The organism is Streptomyces sp. NBC_00872 (assembly GCF_045161915.1).
GTDB lineage: Bacteria > Actinomycetota > Actinomycetes > Streptomycetales > Streptomycetaceae > Streptomyces.
The window spans coordinates 1873430-1890199 of sequence record NZ_CP108806.1; the positions used below are offsets into that span (position 1 = coordinate 1873430).

General features: G+C 71.3%; 14 protein-coding genes. 3 read left to right on the plus strand and 11 right to left on the minus strand.

Features of this window, described 5'->3' with window-relative positions; genetic code table 11:
• Positions 1–102 precede the first annotated feature (102 nt).
• The gene (locus OG214_RS08065; RefSeq protein ID WP_405984332.1) at positions 103–1041 is read right to left on the minus strand and encodes an arginase family protein; all 939 of its coding nucleotides are present in this window, start codon (positions 1039–1041) and stop codon (positions 103–105) included.
• An 82-nt stretch (positions 1042–1123) separates the two neighbouring features.
• Here OG214_RS08065 and OG214_RS08070 point away from each other — a divergent pair, with 82 nt between their 5' ends.
• Positions 1124–1459, plus strand: a complete 336-nt coding sequence (locus tag OG214_RS08070) for a DUF6204 family protein (RefSeq protein WP_405984333.1) — start codon at positions 1124–1126, stop codon at positions 1457–1459.
• 99 nt (positions 1460–1558) lie between these two features.
• Here the strand turns inward: OG214_RS08070 and OG214_RS08075 are convergent, their stop codons facing one another.
• The 10 genes from OG214_RS08075 to OG214_RS08120 form a co-directional block, all read right to left on the minus strand.
• Positions 1559–2113 carry a GNAT family N-acetyltransferase gene (locus OG214_RS08075; protein WP_405984334.1) on the minus strand — a complete coding sequence of 185 codons (555 nt, stop codon included), beginning with the start codon at positions 2111–2113 and terminating at the stop codon, positions 1559–1561.
• 135 nt (positions 2114–2248) lie between these two features.
• The gene (locus OG214_RS08080) at positions 2249–3226 is read right to left on the minus strand and encodes an LD-carboxypeptidase (protein WP_405984335.1); all 978 of its coding nucleotides are present in this window, start codon (positions 3224–3226) and stop codon (positions 2249–2251) included.
• Positions 3223–5244: a S9 family peptidase gene (locus OG214_RS08085; RefSeq protein WP_405984336.1), complete on the minus strand. Its 2022-nt coding sequence runs from the start codon at positions 5242–5244 to the stop codon at positions 3223–3225. The genes OG214_RS08080 and OG214_RS08085 overlap by 4 nt, the downstream gene beginning before the upstream one ends.
• Positions 5245–5255: 11 nt before the next feature.
• Complete coding sequence (locus OG214_RS08090) at positions 5256–6596, minus strand: M20/M25/M40 family metallo-hydrolase (RefSeq protein ID WP_363079636.1); 1341 nt, start codon at positions 6594–6596, stop codon at positions 5256–5258.
• Between the two features lies 1 nt (position 6597).
• Positions 6598–7431, minus strand: a complete 834-nt coding sequence (locus tag OG214_RS08095; RefSeq protein ID WP_363079627.1) for a M55 family metallopeptidase — start codon at positions 7429–7431, stop codon at positions 6598–6600.
• A 97-nt stretch (positions 7432–7528) separates the two neighbouring features.
• Positions 7529–8374, minus strand: a complete 846-nt coding sequence (locus tag OG214_RS08100) for an NAD(P)H-binding protein (RefSeq protein WP_363079628.1) — start codon at positions 8372–8374, stop codon at positions 7529–7531.
• Between the two features lie 212 nt (positions 8375–8586).
• Entirely contained in the window at positions 8587–9306 is a 720-nt protein-coding gene (locus OG214_RS08105) for a class I SAM-dependent methyltransferase (protein ID WP_405984337.1), read from the minus strand.
• 97 nt (positions 9307–9403) lie between these two features.
• Positions 9404–11881: a SpoIIE family protein phosphatase gene (locus OG214_RS08110; RefSeq protein WP_405984338.1), complete on the minus strand. Its 2478-nt coding sequence runs from the start codon at positions 11879–11881 to the stop codon at positions 9404–9406.
• A 135-nt stretch (positions 11882–12016) separates the two neighbouring features.
• A complete protein-coding gene (locus tag OG214_RS08115) occupies positions 12017–14479 on the minus strand; it encodes an MFS transporter (protein ID WP_405984339.1) in 2463 nt (820 codons plus the stop codon).
• A gap of 336 nt (positions 14480–14815) precedes the next feature.
• Positions 14816–15295, minus strand: coding sequence for an SRPBCC family protein (locus OG214_RS08120; RefSeq protein WP_382851715.1), 480 nt, complete (start codon positions 15293–15295; stop codon positions 14816–14818).
• 138 nt (positions 15296–15433) lie between these two features.
• On the opposite strand from OG214_RS08120, the gene OG214_RS08125 reads away from it, so the two are divergent.
• Positions 15434–16534 (plus strand): Rv2578c family radical SAM protein, encoded by a 1101-nt coding sequence (locus OG214_RS08125; protein ID WP_405984340.1) that lies wholly within the window; start codon positions 15434–15436, stop codon positions 16532–16534.
• A gap of 72 nt (positions 16535–16606) precedes the next feature.
• The gene (locus OG214_RS08130; protein ID WP_405984341.1) at positions 16607–16768 is read left to right on the plus strand and encodes a RidA family protein; all 162 of its coding nucleotides are present in this window, start codon (positions 16607–16609) and stop codon (positions 16766–16768) included.
• The last annotated feature ends 2 nt before the right edge of the window (positions 16769–16770 follow it).

The following is a 16770-nucleotide window of genomic DNA, read 5'->3' on the forward strand; positions in this document are numbered from 1 at the left end:
GGACTCGGCGTACCAGGCGGACCAGGTCCTGTCTGACAGATCCCGCCCGGCACGCGACGCCTGGTGCGCACGCTCAGACGCGGCGGCCTGGCCGCCCGGCCCTCAGGGCGAGCCGTCGGAACCGGCGCCGCTCTCACGGCCGGGGTGGCCGTCGCCGAGGGCGCCCACGATCAGATCCGCGAGCAGCGCGCCCGCCGTGCCCTCCGGGTCGAGGTCCGGGTCGTAGATCGTCACATTGAGGCCCGCACAGCGCTCCGAGCGCACCAAGGTCCGCAGCAGTACGGCGAGTTCGGCGGGCAGCAGACCACCGGGGTCCGGGCTGTCGACAGCCGGCATGACCTCCGGGTCGAGCACATCCGCGTCCAGATGGACCCAGAATCCCTCGGTGACCGGAACCTCCAGTGTCTGGAGCACGGCGCCCGCCATCTCCGCGACGCCCCATTCGCGCAGCTCTCCGACGGACATGGTGGGGATCCTCAGCCGCGCGAGTTCCTCGCGGTCCGTGTCGTAGTCCCTGATCCCGAAGAGCCGTATGTCCTCGTCGCGCAGATACGGCCGCAGCCCCTCCAGATCGGTCAGATCGCGCTGGCCGCGTCCGGTGCTGATCGCCAGTTCCTCGCCGCCCGCCGCGCCGACGTGCCCGGAGTTGCCGGGGTGCCGGAAGTCCGCGGAACCGTCGATGGCGGCCAGGCCGTACCGTCCGATCCGGCGCAGCGCGAGCGACGCGCCGAGTTGGATGGAACAGTCGCCGCCCAGCACGACCGGGAAGTCCCCCGCCCTGACATGGTGCTCGATCCGGTCGGCGAGCCGGGGTGTGTAGCGGGCGATGGCAGCCGCGTTGAAGACGCCGTCGCCTTCCTTCCAGTCACCCCGGTCATAACGCGGCGGGACGACGACCCCGCCCTCGAAGGCGCCGAGCCGCTGGACGATCCGCTGCTCACGCAGGGCGCCCGCGAGCTTGTAACAGCCCGGTACCGCACCGGGCGCCGGGGGACGCAGCCCCAGGTTGGAGGGGGCGTCGATCACCACGATATTCCGCATGCGGGCCATCCTCACCGTCGTATTCTCCATCTCCAAGCGGTTTCGGCGAGAGCGGAAGCAAGAACGGAAGGCGGGCGACGGGATGACCACACGGCATACCTACCGGGTGATCGTGCGGGGGACGTTCGAGGGGCTGACGGACGGGACCAGGGCCCGGCTGCTCGGGGAGGCGGACCAGCACGGTCTGACGGAGATGCGGTTCACCCCCGAGGGCTCGCTCACCTACGACCGGACGCTGAAGCACTTCAGCTACCGGTATGTGGTCGTCTCGGACGCGGCGGACGGCGAGGAGATGGCGGGGGCGCTCGCCGAGGACCGGGCCGGGACGGCGCTGAAGACGCTGGGGTACGGCCATGGCGAGCTGCGGTCCACCGTGACCGACATGGACACCATGAAGATCAACCGCAAGGGCCGCTGACCCCGGGGCCGGTCACCCGCTCACCCGTCCGCCGACGATCACTCGGCGGACGCTTCACTCTGCGGACGCTGATCCGGCGGGCGCTCACTCGGCGGACGTTCACTCGAAGGCCGCGCCCGGCATCCCCTTGGTGATCGCCCAGCGTTCGTGGTCGCGCCAGGCACCGTCGATCAGCAGGAAGTCCGGCGAGTAACCCTCCAGCCGGAAGCCCGCACGCCGTACGAGCGCGATGGAGGCGGTGTTGCCGGGCTGGATGTTGGCCTCCAGCCGGTGCAGTCCGAGCGGGCCGAAGGCATGGCGCACCACCAGCCCGAGCCCCTCGCCCATCAGTCCGCGCCCGGCGGCGTGCGCGAACGCTCCGTATCCGAGGGCTCCGCAGAGAAAGGCGCCCCGGACGATGTTGTTGATGTTGATGAAGCCCGCGATCCGGCCGTCGTCGCGGGCGCAGACGAGATGGCCCGCCCGGGTGGGGTCCTCGATGAGCCGGCGCGCGTACTCGGCGTACGCCTCCGCGGTCCCCGGCGGGAAGAGCCAGGGGTGGTGCAGGGCCTTGCTCTCGCGGACGAGCGCGGTGAACTCGTCGGCGTCGTCGTGGCGGAAGGAACGCACGAGGACGCGGGGACCCTCGGCGAGCGGGATGTGCGTGTCGGGCATCGCGTCAGCTTAGACCGGGCGGCCGGCGGGACCGGGGGGCCAGGGGGGCGCGCGGGACCGGGCGGCCACGGGCCCGGTTCAGCACCTGGCCGGCTCAGCACCTGGCCGGCTCAGCAGGGTCAGGCAGGCGCGAGGTCAGACCAGCGCGGGCATCTCCAGGGTGAGGGTACCGCTCTCCGCGTCCAGGACCGCCGGCACACCCAGCGGCATCGTCAGTGCCGACTCGCCGTGCCCAAAGCCCAGCTCCTCCACGACCGGTACACCCAGCCCGCCGAGCCGGTCGAGGAACAGCGTCCTCACGGCGTCGTACGGACCGCACTCCGTCCAGGATCCGAGCGCGACACCCGCGACGCCGTCCAGCCAGCCGGAGCGCACGAGTTGGGTGAGGATACGGTCGAGGCGGTACGGCTCCTCGCCCACGTCCTCGATCAGCAGCAGCCCCCCGGCCGCCGAGGGGCGTGCGTAGGGGGTGCCGAGATCGGCGGCGAGCAGGCTGACGCAGCCGCCGAGCGTGACGCCCCGGGCCCGGCCGGGGACGAGCGCGCGGGCCGTGTCCCGGCCGAGGGTCCGCACCGACTCGGGGTCGAAGAGCGTGGCGCGCAGCGACTCCTGGGTGATGGCGTCCTTCAGGAAGGCCACGGTCGCGACCATCGGGCCGTGCAGGGTGGCGAGACCCATCCGCCGGGCGAACGCCTCGTGCAGCGCGGTGATGTCGCTGTAGCCGACGAAGACCTTGGGCCCCGCCGCCCGCATCGCCGTCCAGTCGAGCAGATCGGCCATGCGCTGGACCCCGTAGCCGCCGCGCGCGCAGAGCACCGCGGAGACGGACGGGTCGCACCACGCCTCCTGGAGATCGCGGGCACGGTCCTCGTCCGTGCCCGCGAGATAACCGAGCCGGGGATGGAGGTCCAGGACATGCGGGGCGACGACGGGGTCGAGGTCCCAGCCGCGCAGGATGTCGAGGCCCGCTTCGAGCCGGTCCGGCGGTACGGGCCCGCTGGGGGCCACCACCGCGACCCTGGCCCCGGGACGTAGCCGCGCGGGCCTGGTCAGCGGCGGCAGACCTGTGGGCGGCGTGGGTGAGGCCGGTGACCTCCGAGGTGCGTCGGTCACTTCATCAGCTCCAGCCGCGGGAGGTCGGTCCGGTCGATGCCGAAGGTCTGCGCGTACAGCGACAGTTCGGCCTCCAGGGCGCGGCTCATGGTGTCGGCCCTGCGGAAGCCGTGGCCCTCCCCCTCGAAGGCCAGGTACGCGTGCGGGATGCCGCGTCCGGCCATCCGCTCCAGGAACCGCTCGCACTGCGCGGGCGGGCAGATCACATCGTCGAGCCCCTGGAGCAGCAGGAAGGGCGCGGTGATCCGGTCGACGTTGTGCAGCGGCGAACGCTCGCGGTAGCGGTCGGGGACCTCGGCGAGCGGGCCGATCAGCGACTCCAGATACCGCGACTCGAAGTCATGGGTCTCGTCGGTCGCCCAGCCGAGCAGATCGAGGATCGGATAGATGATCGTGCCGCAGGCGTAGACATCCGTGGTGGTGAGCGAAGCCGCCGCCGTCCAGCCGCCCGCGCTGCCGCCCCGTACGGCCAGTCGGGCCGGGTCCGCGGTGCCCTCCGCGGCGAGCGCCTCGGCGACGGCCGCGCAGTCCTCGACATCGACCACGCCCCACTGCTCGCGCAGCCGCTCGCGGTAGGCCCGGCCGTAGCCGGTGGAGCCGCCGTAGTTGACCTCGGCGACACCGATGCCCCGCGAGGTGAAGTAGGCGATCTCCAGATCGAGGACGAGCGGCACGTGGCTGGTGGGTCCGCCGTGGGCCCAGACCACATAGGGCGGCAGTTCGCCGTCGGGCGCGCGGTGGCCCGGGTGGTGCGGCGGATAGATATGCGCGTGGATCTCACGGCCCCCGGGCCCGGTGAACGTACGGGCCAGGGGCTCGGGGTAGTACGCGGGGTCCACCGCGTCCCGGTGCTCCGCGCCGATCACCCGGGTATGTCCGGTGGCGGTGTCCAGCTCCACGATCTCGTACGCGCCGCGCGGACCCGCCGCGACCCCGATCACACGGTCGCCCCGCACGGCCAGGGTGGGTGCCCATGTCGTCCAGGGTCCGACGGCGTCCGCCAGCTCGCCGGTCGCCGGGTCGAGAACGCCGAGCGCGGTACTGCCCCTGCCGTGGAGCACGGCGATCAGCCCGTTCTCCATGGGGTGGAACCACTGGAGGCCGATCTTCCAGAGCGGTCCGCCGAACTCCTCCCTCCGGCCGGGACAGAGGCTGGTGCTCGGAATGACGCCCGGTGTCCGGTCCGGGCCGAGCGCCTCGGGGCGGATGCGCTGGAGCTCCCACCAGCCGCCGATGTCGGAGACGAAGAGCAGCGAGCCGTCCGGCGCCCAGTCGACCTGCGCGACCGACTCGTCGATGTCCCCCACGAGCGGCCCGACCTCCGCGAACGGACCGGTCCCGGTCACCTCGCCCAGCATCACCACCGTGCCGTCCCAGGGCATCTGCGGATGGTCCCAGGCGAGCCAGGCGGCCTTCCGTCCGTCGGGCGAGAGCCGGGGTCCGGTGAGAAAGCGGTGCCGGTCGTCGGACAGCTCCCGTACCGCCGAACGGTCCTCGGCGGCCGAGCCGTCCAGCGGGACGGCCGCGATCACCCGCCGTACATCGGTGGGTCCCTCGCCGGTGAACTCCTCCAGCACGCACCAGACCTCACCACGGTCCGGATACGGCCGGGGATCGGCCCAGCGCAGTCCGCCGCCGGTCGCCGACACCGGGGTGAGCGGCCATGGCCCGCCATCGCCGTCCGGCTCGTACGCGTACAGCCGCTGGTCGGGGAAGTGGACGAAGACGATCAGCGGGCCGGCGCCGGGCCGGGTGACACCGGCCCAGGGCACACCGCCGTACTCGATCACACGGCTGCGGACATTCCAGGGAGCCGGCAGCACCGACTCCTCACGGCCGTCCGCGCGCCGCCGCACGAGCGCGCGCCGGCCCTCCTCCGCCGGACGCGGCTCCGTCCACCACACCTCGTCACCGACCACCCCCACATACTCGGGGCGCCCGTCGTGCGAGGCGGCCAGCGTGGCGTCGATCGGTGACGGCCACGTCCCGTAGGGGTCCACGGACCGCGTGATCGGCATCGTCAGGGCTCCTAAGCGGATTTCAGATAGTGGTCGAGGACACGGACACCGAAGTGGAGCGCCGAGACGGGCACCCGCTCGTCCACCCCGTGGAAGAGCGCCTGGTAGTCGAAGCCGGGGGGCAGCTTGAGCGGCGAGAAGCCGTAGCCGGTGATCCCGAGCCGGGAGAACTGCTTGGCGTCGGTGCCGCCGGACATGCAGTACGGCACGACATGCCCGGCGGGGTCGAAGCGCTCGACGGCGGCGCGCAGCTTGGCGAAGGTCGGTGAGTCGACCGGTGCCTGGAGCGCGACCTCACGGTGGTGGAACTCCCACTCCACATCCGGCCCCGTGAGCTGGTCCAGGGTGGTGCGGAACTCCTCCTCGCCGCCGGGCACCATCCGCCCGTCGACATAGGCGATGGCCTGGCCCGGAATCACATTGACCTTGTAACCGGCCTCCAGGACGGTCGGATTGGTGCTGTTCCTTATCGTCGGCTCGACCAGTGCGGCGGCCGGGCCGAGCTTGCCGAGCAGCCCGTCCGGGTCGAAGTCCTCGGCGTTGACATCGGTGTGTATGCCGTTGAGCGCGGCGAGTTCGGCGAGGGCCGCCCTGACCGTCGGGGTGAGCCTGACCGGCCAGGGGTGTTCGCTGATCCTGGCGACGGCGGCGGCGAGCCTGCTGACCGCGTTGGCGCGGTTCACCTTGGAGCCGTGGCCGGCCTTGCCATGGGCGGTGAGCTTCAGCCAGCCGGTGCCGCGCTCCCCCGCCGCGATCGGATAGAGCGCCATTCCGGGACCCGCGTGGAAGGTGAAGGCCCCGGATTCGCTGATGCCCTCCGTGCACCCCTCGAAGAGCTCGGGGTGCCGCTCGGCGAGAAAGCCCGAGCCGTCGGCGGCGCTGGCCTCCTCGTCGGCGGTGTAGGCGATCACGATGTCCCTGCGCGGCCGGACTCCCGACCGGGCCCAGGCCCGCACGACCGACAGGACCATCGCGTCCATGTTCTTCATGTCGATCGCGCCGCGGCCCCAGACCACACCGTCCCTGACCTCCCCGGAGAAGGGGTGCAGGGTCCAGTCGGCGGGCTCCGCGGGCACGACGTCGAGATGGCCGTGGACGAGGAGCGCGTCGGCGGACGGGTCCGTGCCCTCGATCCTGGCCACCACATTGGTACGGCCGGGGGTCCGCTCCAGCAGCGTCGGCTCGATTCCCGCGTCGGCGAGACGCTCGGCGACATACTCGGCGGCGGGCCGCTCCCGGCAGTCCCCACCGCCCCTGTTGGTGGTGTCGATACGGATCAGTTCCGAGGTGAAGGTGACCACCTCGTCGAACGCCGCCGTATCAGGAGCCGCACTCGTGTCGATGGGCGTCATGTCAGCCATACTGCTCCTCCACCGCGGCCGAAACGATCGTGGTGACCGCTTTGAAGGTACGAATGGCCTCATACATCGTCCCGCTGGTGTACGTCACCCGCCGCTCTCCGCTCGGGGCCACACCCGGCACGACCGTGGCGGCCTCGGAGAGATGGGCCGCGTCGAACTCCAGCTCCAGGGTGAAGGGGCCGCCCGTGACCGGTTCGTACCGCCCGGCGAGCGCCGTGGCCTCCTTGGCGGCGGCCCGGATGTCACCGGCCGTGCGCGCCGGGGTCCTGCACACCGCCGCGTACCGCGAGACATGGTCCTTCACCGCGACCTTGCGCGCGTCCGGCGCATACCCGTCGGCGTCCGCGCAGGTCAGATCGTCACCGGTGACCAGCACCACCGGAACGCCGTACTCCGCGACCACATGGGCGTTCAGCAGTCCCTCGCTCGCCCGTGCGCCGTTCAGCCAGACACCGGTGAGCGAGTTGGCGAGATAGGTGTGCGCCAGCACGCCCTCCGTACCGGCACCGGTGTGATAGCCGACAAAGGCGATCCCGTCCACATCACCGTGCTGCACGCCCTCGACCATGGAGAGCGACTTGTGCCGCCCGGTGATCATCTGCGCGCGCTCGTCCAGCCGCTCCAGCAGCAGATTGCGCATGCTCCAGTGCGCCTCGTTGATGAGCACCTGATCGGCGCCGCCGTCGAGAAAGCCGAGCACCGCCGCGTTGACATCGGATGTGAACAGGGAACGGCACCGCTCCCACTGCGGTGTGCCCGGCAGAACGTCCGCCGGCCAGGTCACACCGGTGGCGCCCTCCATGTCGGCGCTGATCAAGATCTTCATGGCTGGAAACCGTACGCGTCCTCGCCCCGCCCTGCCAGCCCTGTGGATAACCACCGACGGTCCGGACCACTCTTGTCACATGTGCCAGGTGCCCGTGTCACACGTGCCAGGTGCCCGCCGCGGCCTCCGCACGCGCGAAGTCCGCGAAATCGCGCGGCGGCCGGCCGAGGGCGCGTACGACACCGTCGAGCACGGGCGCCTCCTGACTCGTCCTGATCGGCTTCAGCGCGTCGGCCCAGGTCGCCGCTTCATCCTCGGACACTCCCCGGGAGATCAGACGCGCGCGGTACGCGGCCTCGTCGAGCGGGACATAGCGTGCCCGGCGGCCCGTGGCCCTCCCGATCTCGGCCAGACAGTCGTCGACGGTCAGGGCGCGCGGCCCGGACAGCTCGTAGCTCCGGCCGTCGTGCCCCGGTTCGGTGAGCGCGGCGACCGCGATCTCGGCGATGTCCTCGGCGTCCACGAAGGACGCCGCCCCGTCCCCGGCGAACAGCGCGAGTTCGCCGGCGATCACCTCGTCACGGAAGGCGCCCTCGCTGAAGTTCTGCGCGAACCAGCCGGGGCGCAGGATCGTCCAGGCCACACCCGAGGCACGTACCGCCCGCTCGCCCTCGACATGGGGTCCGCCGTCGAAGGCCGGGCCGAAGTAACCGGGGACGTCGGCCCCCCGGGCCGAGAGGAGGACCAGCCGTGTGACCCCGCCCGCCACGGCCTGCTCCACCAGGGCGGGCGTCCGGGACGGGGCGGTGTCCACCGGGACGATGTACACCGCCGCCACGCCGTCCAGCGCGGCCTTCCAGGTGGCACGGTCCTCCCAGTCGAACAGCGTGTCCCCGGAGCGCGAGGCGGCGCGCGTGGGCACGCCCCGCTCGCGCAGCCGGGCCACGACCCGGCGGCCCGTCTTGCCGGTGCCGCCGATCACGAGCGTCGGTTGAGGTGTCATGACGGAAGTCTCACCCGTGACACCGGGAATCCCACTCCCGGGCCCCACCCGTCCACATTCCGGGACGGAGCCCGGGAAGGACCGCGCGCGTGACCGGGCCGACCGCTCCCCCGTCAGACCGCGCCCTGCCTCGCTGGCCCGCCTCGCCGGCCCCCTCGCCTCCCGCCGGGGCGCTCACTCCCCGCCAGGCCCCTCGCCCTCCGCCGGGCCGCTCACTCCCTCTCCAGCACGAACCATCTGGCAGGCAGATCGATACGGGACCCGTCCGGCATCTTCTCCGTCTGGGCGAGCGCGGTGTCCCCCGTCGCCAGGACCGTCAGACCCGCCGCCCGCAGCAGCGCCGGCACCTCCTCGTCCGTGGCACCGGCCGGCCTGAGGCCATGGTCGAAGACCCGCCGCAGCTTCGCGGGCGGTCCGCCGGGTCCCGACGCGGCCTGCTGCAACACCGCCTTCGACGCGGGCGTCAGCTCCACCACGAAGGCCCGGCCGCGCTCACCGAGCAGCTCCGCGACGGCCCCCGCGACCACCGGGCGGTCCTGCGGCTCGCTCTGGTGGATGACCGCCCGCATATACACATTGGTGTCACCGATCCGGTCCCGCAGCGCGCGCACCGCGTCCTGGTCGACCAGATCGAGCTGTTCGAACTCGGCGGTCTTCGCGGTGTCCGCGTGGCGCGCGTGCTCGATCGCCGCGTGGGACAGGTCGACCCCGATCGCACGGGCGAACCGGGTGGCCAGATAGCGGGTCTGGGTGCCGTTGCCGCACCCCAGATCGACCACGGGAAGCGAGACGTCCGCGTACGGCAGGAGCAGCTCGCTGTGGGGTATCGCGGTCAGCGACGGGTCGGCGTCCCAGATCGCCTCGCCGGGAGCGTCCGAGGTCTCCCGCCAGTACCCTTCCCACGCCTCGCGGTAACGCTGTGACACATCCATACGGCCCTCCCCGGATCCGGCCCGCCGGAGGCGAGTTGTACGGTCCGGCCTACCGTCCCCGCGGTTCCGGGGGCAAGGGGAAGGGGGATTTCTTTCCTCAGCCGTGGTGGCGGGCGGGCGCCTTCCGCGTCAGGGACTGTTCGAACCAGACCGTCTTGCCGTGTGCCGTACTGCTCGTCCCCCACTCACGCGCCAGACTGCTCACCACACGCAGACCACGTCCGGACTCGTCGTCACGGCCCGCGTTCAGCAGGGTCGCGGGGGCCGGCTCGTCATCGGTGACCTCGCACAGCAGGGCGTCCGTACGGACCAGACGCAGCCCGACCCGATGGGCGCGCGCGTGGTGCATGGCGTTGGTGACCAGCTCACTGACCATCAGCTCGGCCGTCTCCACCGCGTGCGGAAGCGACCAGCCGAGCAGCCGCTCGCGCACCATCCGTCTCGCTCTGCCCACCTCCCGCGGATCCACGGCGAGTTCGTACTCGGCCACATCACCGTCCGGGATACCGTTCAGTCTGGCCATCAGCAGCGCCACATCGTCCTTGCGGCCACCACGGGTGTTCAGCGCGCGGATGATGGTGTCGCAGGCGTCGTCCATCGAGGCGGCGGGGTGTGCGGCGGACGCGCAGAGCGCGGCCAGGCCGTCCCCGATGTCCTCGCCGCGCACCTCGACCAGGCCGTCGGTGCACAGCACCAGCCGGTCGCCCGGCTCGACCCGTACGGTCACCGTCTCGAAGGCCACCCCGCCCACCCCTATGGGCGCACCGGTCGGAATGCCGAGCACTTCGCCGCTGCCGTCCTCGGCGCGCACGAGCACGGGCGGGATATGACCGGCGTTGGCGATCTGGACCTCGGATCTGATCGGGTCGTACACCGCGTACAGACAGGTGGCCAGATACTGCTCGCCGAGCCGCTGCGCCAGGTCGTCCAGATTGCGGAGCAGTTGGGCGGGCGGCATCTCCATGGTCGCCATCGTCTGGACGGCGGTGCGCAACTGGCCCATCATCGCGGCGGAGTTGAGCCCATGGCCCATCACATCGCCGACGACCAGCGCGGTACGCGATCCGGGCAGCTTGACGGCGTCGAACCAGTCACCGCCGATCCGGCCGAGCCGGGTGCCGGGCAGATACCGGGTGGCGATGTCACAGCCGGCCATCCGCGGCGCGACCTGCGGCAGCATGCTGTCCTGAAGCGTCTCCGCGACATTCTCCTGGTACGTGTACATCCGCGCGTTGTCGAGTACGAGCCCGGCCCGCGCGGCGAGTTCGGCGCCGGTCGTCCGGTCCATGTCGTCGAACGGCTCACGGTCCGGCCGCCGCATCAGCACCATGAAACCGAGCACCACGTCCCGTGCCTTCAGCGGTACGAGCAGCATGGAGCGGTTGTTGATGAGCGGACGCAGATCCCGCTTCTCGAACTCGGCGGAGATACGGTTTCCCGCCTCCTCGCTCAGCCGTGGGATGAGCACGGGCTCTCCGGTGACCATGCACTGGAAGAACGGGGTGTGTTCCGGGAACGCGATGGCCTCGCCGACCGGCACGGTGTCGTCCCAGCGCCCCGGCTCGTCGTTGTGCTCGACCCACACCCGGTGCCAGATGGTGGTCACATCGGGCGGGCCGTCCGGGAATCCCTCACCGGCCAGGACCGCCGCCCGCAGATGCGTCCCCGCGAAGTCGGTGAAGCGGGGTACGGCGGCGCTGGTGACCTCGCGGATCGTACGGGCCAGATCGAGCGACGAACCGATACGGCCGCTCATCTCGTTGAGAAACTCCAGCCGCTCGCGCACCGCCGCGTATTCGAGGTCGAGTTCGGGCCGGGGCGGCGCACCCCCTCCGGGCCGTGCCGCCTCTTGTTCCGGCCACTCCGCCTCGCGTTCCGGCCGAGTCGATCCCAGACCGGGCCCGGGGCCGCCGAACCGTCCGGGAGCCCGTCTGGGCACACCCCAGTCGGGGGTGACCGGCACCCGGTCGTGGCGGCTGAACTCCAGCACCGGGTAGCCCAGTTCGAGGACCTGCGCGATGATCCGGTTGGACTCGGCCGGGCCCATGCTCGGCAGGATGTCCGGCAGCCGCCGGGCCAGCGCGTCCGAGTCGGCGAACTCCGTGTGATGCGCGAAACCCGGCGCGATCCTGAGGAAGTCCGTGTCGGTCTCCCCGGGCTCGGGCCGCAACTCGCCCGCGTCCGCGGCGAGTACGAGATGGCGCCCCGGTCCCGGACCGATCAGCGGATAGGCCCACCAGAGGACATCGAGCCGGCCGCGCTCGGGATGGGAGACCTTCGCGCGGCCCGCCGTCGGATACGAGCCACGGGCGTGCAGTCCGGGGCCCAGGTCGTCGTAGTCGTCGTACGTACCGTGCGCCACCCCGCCCTCTTCCTCGGCGAGCGCTCCGGCGACCGGCATCAGATCACCGGCGGGCTGCCCGAGGGCCTCCTCCTTCGGATGGCCGAAAAGCCGCCGTGCGCCCGACGACCAGTGCGATACGAGGCCGTCACCGTCCACGACGACCACGGCGAGCGGAATCCGGCCGGCCGCGGCGAACTGCTGCGGCAGTCCCGGCGGAACACCACTGTCCATGGGTGGAAGGCTCCTTCCCTGCCGCCAAAATCCGCGGCTCCGCCCTCCACGGTACGGCCCCTCACAGGGGTTGCGCCGGGCAATGAACTAATAGGTAGCGCGCCCGCGCACAACCATCTATTGACTGAAATTCAGTCAATCTTCGTGGCCCAGTTGGAGATCGCGTTCGGTGCGTCCACCGCCCGCCACCTGGAGGACGGTGGCGACCGGCGGATATCCCGCCGCGATCACCGTGTACTCACCGGAGGAGAGGTCCACGAACCGGAAGGTGCCGTCGGCTCCCGTGGTCAGGGTGTCCACCACATTGCCCGCGGCGTCGAGCAGGGTGACCCGCGCGTCCTCGACCGGACGCCCGCCGCCCGCGCGTACCGTACCGCGCAGCACCGCGCCGCCGGCCAGCTCGATGTCCTGCCGGGTCTCGCGCGAGGCCTGCACACTGACCGGAAGCGCCGCGGGCCGGAAGGCCGGGGCGCTCGCGGCGAGGGTGTACTCCCCGGCGACCAGCTCCGAGATGACATAGGCGCCCTCGCGTCCGCTGCGGGTGGACGCCACCACCTCTCCCCGTACATCCGTGAGGGTGACGGCGGCGTCGCGCACCGGGGTGCCGTCGGCGGTGAGCACGGCCCCGGCCAGCCGGCCCGCGCCGCCGAGGACCACGTCCAGTTCGACGGGCCGTTCGCCGACGGTCACCGTGACCGCCTGCGGCTGATGTCCGGAGGCCGCCGCGATCATCACATAGGAGCCCGCGCCCGGCACACTCAGCGCGTACCGCCCGTCGCTCCCGCTCGCTCCGCGTCCGATCTGCTGTCCATGGACATCGATGAGGGTGAGGGCGGCGCGGGGCACGGTGGAGCCGTCGTGGTGCTGCACCGTGCCGCAGACGGCCACCCCCGAGACATACGGGGCGGGAGCCGGCGGGAGCGGGGCGGCCGGGCCGCCCGGCGCGGTGCGCGCGCCGGGGACGGTGACGGACTCGGCGGCCGAGGCGTTCTGGGACACCAGTGGTTTCTCCTTGAGGAAGAAGGCGATCAACAGGCCGAGGACGAGCACCGGCACGAGATAGAGGAAGATCCGCGGCATGGCGTCCGCGTACGCCTGGACATAGCCGTCGCGGACGGCGGGCGGCAGGGCGTGGACCGCCTGCGGGGTGATGGACTCGGCGTCGGGCAGGCCCGTCCCGGCGGGGATACGGTCGCCGAGCGCGTCGGCGAGCCGGTTGGCGAAGAGGGTGCCGAAGACGGCGGCGCCCACGCTGCCGCCGATCTGCCGGAAGTAGTTGTTGGCGCTGGTGGCGGTGCCGAGGTCGGCGGGCGGTACGGCGTTCTGCACGGCGAGGATGAGCACCGGCATCACCAGGCCCATGCCCAGGCCCAGCACCGCCTGCGCGAGGCCGCACTCGGCCATGGACGTGTCGGTCTCCAGCCGCGACAGCAGCCACATGCCCGCCACCGAGAGCGCGCTGCCGAGCACCGGATAGATCCGGTAGCGGCCGGTACGGCTGATGAGCTGTCCGGAGACGAGGGAGGCGACGACGATGCCGCCCATCATGGGCAGCATCAGCAGCCCGGACTCGGTGGCGCTGGCTCCCTCGACCATCTGGAGGAAGGTCGGCAGATAGCTGGCCGCGCCGAACAGCGCCACACCGACGACCGCGCCGACCAGACTGGTGATGTTGAAGACGGAGTCGCGGAACAGCCGCAGCGGAATGATCGGTTCGGCCGCGAAGTGCTCGACGACCAGGAACAGCAGGGTCGTTCCGACGGTGCCCGCCGCGAGACCGAGGATGACCCGGGAGTCCCAGGCGTACTCGGTCCCGCCCCAACTGGTCAGCAGGACCAGACAGGTGGACGCGGCGGTGAGCGTCAGCGCGCCGAGGAGATCGAGCCGCGCGGGCGCGGTGGGTTTGGGAAGTCTGAGCACCACGGCGACGACGGCGAGGGTGACCAGACCGAAGGGCACATTGAAGTAGAAGCACCAGCGCCAGGAGACATGGTCCGTGAAGAAGCCGCCGAGCAGCGGTCCCGCCACGGAGGCGAGCCCGAACGCGGCGCCGATGAGCCCCATGAAGCGGGCGCGCTCACGGGCGGGCACGATGTCGGCGATGATGGCCTGGACGCCGATCATGAGTCCGCCGGCGCCGATGCCCTGGATGGCGCGGAAGGCGATGAGCTGGTCCATGGTGCGGGACCAGCCGGCCAGCGCGGAGCCGATGACGAAGACGACGATCGCGAACTGGAAGACGCCCTTGCGGCCGAAGAGATCCCCGAGCTTGCCGTAGATCGGCAGCCCGATGGTGGCGGTGAGCAGATACGCGGTGATCGCCCAGGACATCCGGTCCAGGCCCTGGAGTTCGCCGACGATCTTCGGCAGCGCCGTGGCCACGATCATCTGTTCCAGCGCGGCCAGCAGCAGGGCGAGCATCAGCCCGACGAAGACCAGTCGCACCCGGCGGGGGCTGAGGGGCTCCCCGGGCGCCGTGCCGCCGACGGGCGGTGGTGGCGGTGGGCCGGCGGTGGCGGCCACGGCCGGCGCCATGGCCGGCGCGGCGCCGTGTTCGATGCCCTGCTCGCCGTCCTTGACCAGAGTGGTCCCGCCCACGTACTGCTCCCCTCGTCGCACCTGCGCGGCGTCATTCTTCACATTGCACGCCAAGCAGGAGCAAGCGGAAGACTTTCCCGCCGAACGGGGTTGTGACGGGGGCGGGTTGAGCGGCAGAGCATGCGCCATGGCGCTCATCAGGGGCTTTCCCGCGACGTGTCACGCGGGGGGCGCGCAACGGCGCCGCGGGGAAAACCACTCGAAACGGTGACCTCGGCGGCAACACGCCGAGACCCGCCGAGACGAGTCGTGCTGACATCGGGATTCCGTCGCCGGGATCCGCGAGAACGGGTGAAGAGGACGGGCAGGACGGGTGGGCGGACGGAAAGCCGTGCGCTACTTCCCGGTGTCCGACCCGTTCCCGGACTGCGACGCGGTCTCGGTCTCGGCGGCGAGCCGTTCGAGGATCACGCCGTAGATGCGCCCCAGGCCCTTGGGGGCGAAGGTCCGCTCGAAGAAGCCGCCGATGCCGCCGGCGCCGTCCCAGACGGTGGTGACGACAGCCTTCGAACGGCCCTCTCCGGCCGGGGTGACGGTCCAGGTGGTGACCATCGAGGAATTGCGGTCCTTCTCCACGAGCCGCCCGTCGCTCGGCTCCGTCACCTCCAGCAGACAGTCACGTACACGCTTGCTCGTGGCCTGGAGCTTCCAGTGGACCAGGCTGCCCTCGCCGTCGCCGCCCTCCCGCACCTCGTACTCGCTGAACTGCTGGGGCAGCAGCTTCGCGCGGGTGTTCTCGTAGTCGGCCAGCGCATCGAACACTGTCTCCGGGTCCGCCGCGATGATTCGCTCCGTCGTGGCCTCGACCTGCGCCATGGCTCTTCCTCCAGCACTCGATTTTCGGTGGGGTGCGGCCACCCAACCACCCTCCGGTACGCCCGCCCAAATCCGGGTCACATGCGATCAAGGGAACATGTGTTCTATTCTGAGGCCAGTGCTACCGAGGAGGTACCCATGCGCTGGGACAATCTGGTCGAGAACACCTCAAGGCCGGGGGCGAACGGGGACATCGCGCTCTTCGGAACGGACGCGGTGACCACCCGGACCTTCGACACCCCCGAATTCCGCGGAATCACCTTTCACGAGGTCCGTGCCCGTTCGATCGTGAACAAGGTGCCGGGCGCGTCCCGGATGCCGTTCGAATGGACGGTGAATCCGTACCGGGGCTGTACACACGCCTGCGTCTACTGCTTCGCCCGCAAGACCCACAGCTATCTGGATCTCGACACCGGTCTGGACTTCGACTCCCAGATCGTCGTCAAGATCAACGCGCCGGAGCTGGTCCGCCGCCAGCTCGCCTCGCGCCGCTGGCAGGGGGCGCATATCGCGATGGGGACGAATGTCGACTGCTACCAGCGCGCGGAAGGGCGCTACCGGCTGATGCCCGGCATCATCACGGCGCTGCGCGACCGCGCCAACCCGTTCTCCATCCTCACCAAGGGCACGCTGATCCTCCGCGATCTGGAACTGCTGCGGGACGCGGCCTCCGTCACCGAGGTGGGGATCTCGGTCTCGGTCGGCTTCGTCGACCAGGAGCTGTGGCGCACGGTCGAGCCCGGCACACCCTCGCCCGAGCGGCGGCTCGACGTGGTGCGCGCGATGGCCGAGAACGGCATCGGCTGCGGAGTGCTCATGGCGCCGGTCATCCCCTTCCTGGGGGACAGGCCCGACCAGCTACGGGCGACGGTACGGGCGATAGCCGGCGCCGGGGCCACCTCCGTGACCCCGCTCGTGCTGCATCTGCGGCCGGGCGCGCGCGAGTGGTTCATGGCCTGGCTGGAGCAGCACCATCCGTATCTGGTGGCGCGGTACGAGCGGCTGTACGCGGACGGCGCGTACGCGCCCAAGTGGTACCAGCGCCGGATCACACGGCAGGTGCACGAACTGGCCGACGAGTTCGGGATCGGACCGGCGAGCCGGGGCGAGGCCCGGCGTATCACTCCCACCAGGGACCCGGACCGGCCCGACCAGTCCCGCCGACCCGACCAGTCCGACCGGCCCGACCGGCCCGATCTGCCCGTCCGGCCGGACGCCACCCAGCTCACGCTGCTGTGAGCTCACGCGGCTGTGACCGACCGGGGGAAAACCTCTTGGCCGGCTGTCAGTGGCATGGGCGAGTATGGGCGCATGAGTGAACTGACCCATCTGCGCCGCTGTCTCCGCGCGGCCGGAGTCTCCTTCGCCGATGTCGTCGAGCTGACGTACTTCGTCACCGATGCGGCGCATCCGCCGGCGGTACGGGAGACCGGTCCCGGGCAGGACGGCGGCTCCGGCGCCGGCCGGGGCTGAAG

Excerpts from the sequence above, each read along its gene's own strand:
- OG214_RS08110 (WP_405984338.1), bottom strand. The coding sequence starts at position 11,881 with ATGGACAGTGGTGTTCCGCCGGGACTGCCGCAGCAGTTCGCCGCGGCC.
- OG214_RS08090 (WP_363079636.1), bottom strand. The coding sequence starts at position 6,596 with ATGACGCCCATCGACACGAGTGCGGCTCCTGATACGGCGGCGTTCGAC.
- OG214_RS08085 (WP_405984336.1), bottom strand. The coding sequence starts at position 5,244 with ATGCCGATCACGCGGTCCGTGGACCCCTACGGGACGTGGCCGTCACCG.
- OG214_RS08120 (WP_382851715.1), bottom strand. The coding sequence starts at position 15,295 with ATGGCGCAGGTCGAGGCCACGACGGAGCGAATCATCGCGGCGGACCCG.
- OG214_RS08075 (WP_405984334.1), bottom strand. The coding sequence starts at position 2,113 with ATGCCCGACACGCACATCCCGCTCGCCGAGGGTCCCCGCGTCCTCGTG.
- OG214_RS08095 (WP_363079627.1), bottom strand. The coding sequence starts at position 7,431 with ATGAAGATCTTGATCAGCGCCGACATGGAGGGCGCCACCGGTGTGACC.
- OG214_RS08065 (WP_405984332.1), bottom strand. The coding sequence starts at position 1,041 with ATGCGGAATATCGTGGTGATCGACGCCCCCTCCAACCTGGGGCTGCGT.
- OG214_RS08130 (WP_405984341.1), top strand. The coding sequence starts at position 16,607 with ATGAGTGAACTGACCCATCTGCGCCGCTGTCTCCGCGCGGCCGGAGTC.
- OG214_RS08125 (WP_405984340.1), top strand. The coding sequence starts at position 15,434 with ATGCGCTGGGACAATCTGGTCGAGAACACCTCAAGGCCGGGGGCGAAC.
- OG214_RS08070 (WP_405984333.1), top strand. The coding sequence starts at position 1,124 with ATGACCACACGGCATACCTACCGGGTGATCGTGCGGGGGACGTTCGAG.
- OG214_RS08100 (WP_363079628.1), bottom strand. The coding sequence starts at position 8,374 with ATGACACCTCAACCGACGCTCGTGATCGGCGGCACCGGCAAGACGGGC.
- OG214_RS08105 (WP_405984337.1), bottom strand. The coding sequence starts at position 9,306 with ATGGATGTGTCACAGCGTTACCGCGAGGCGTGGGAAGGGTACTGGCGG.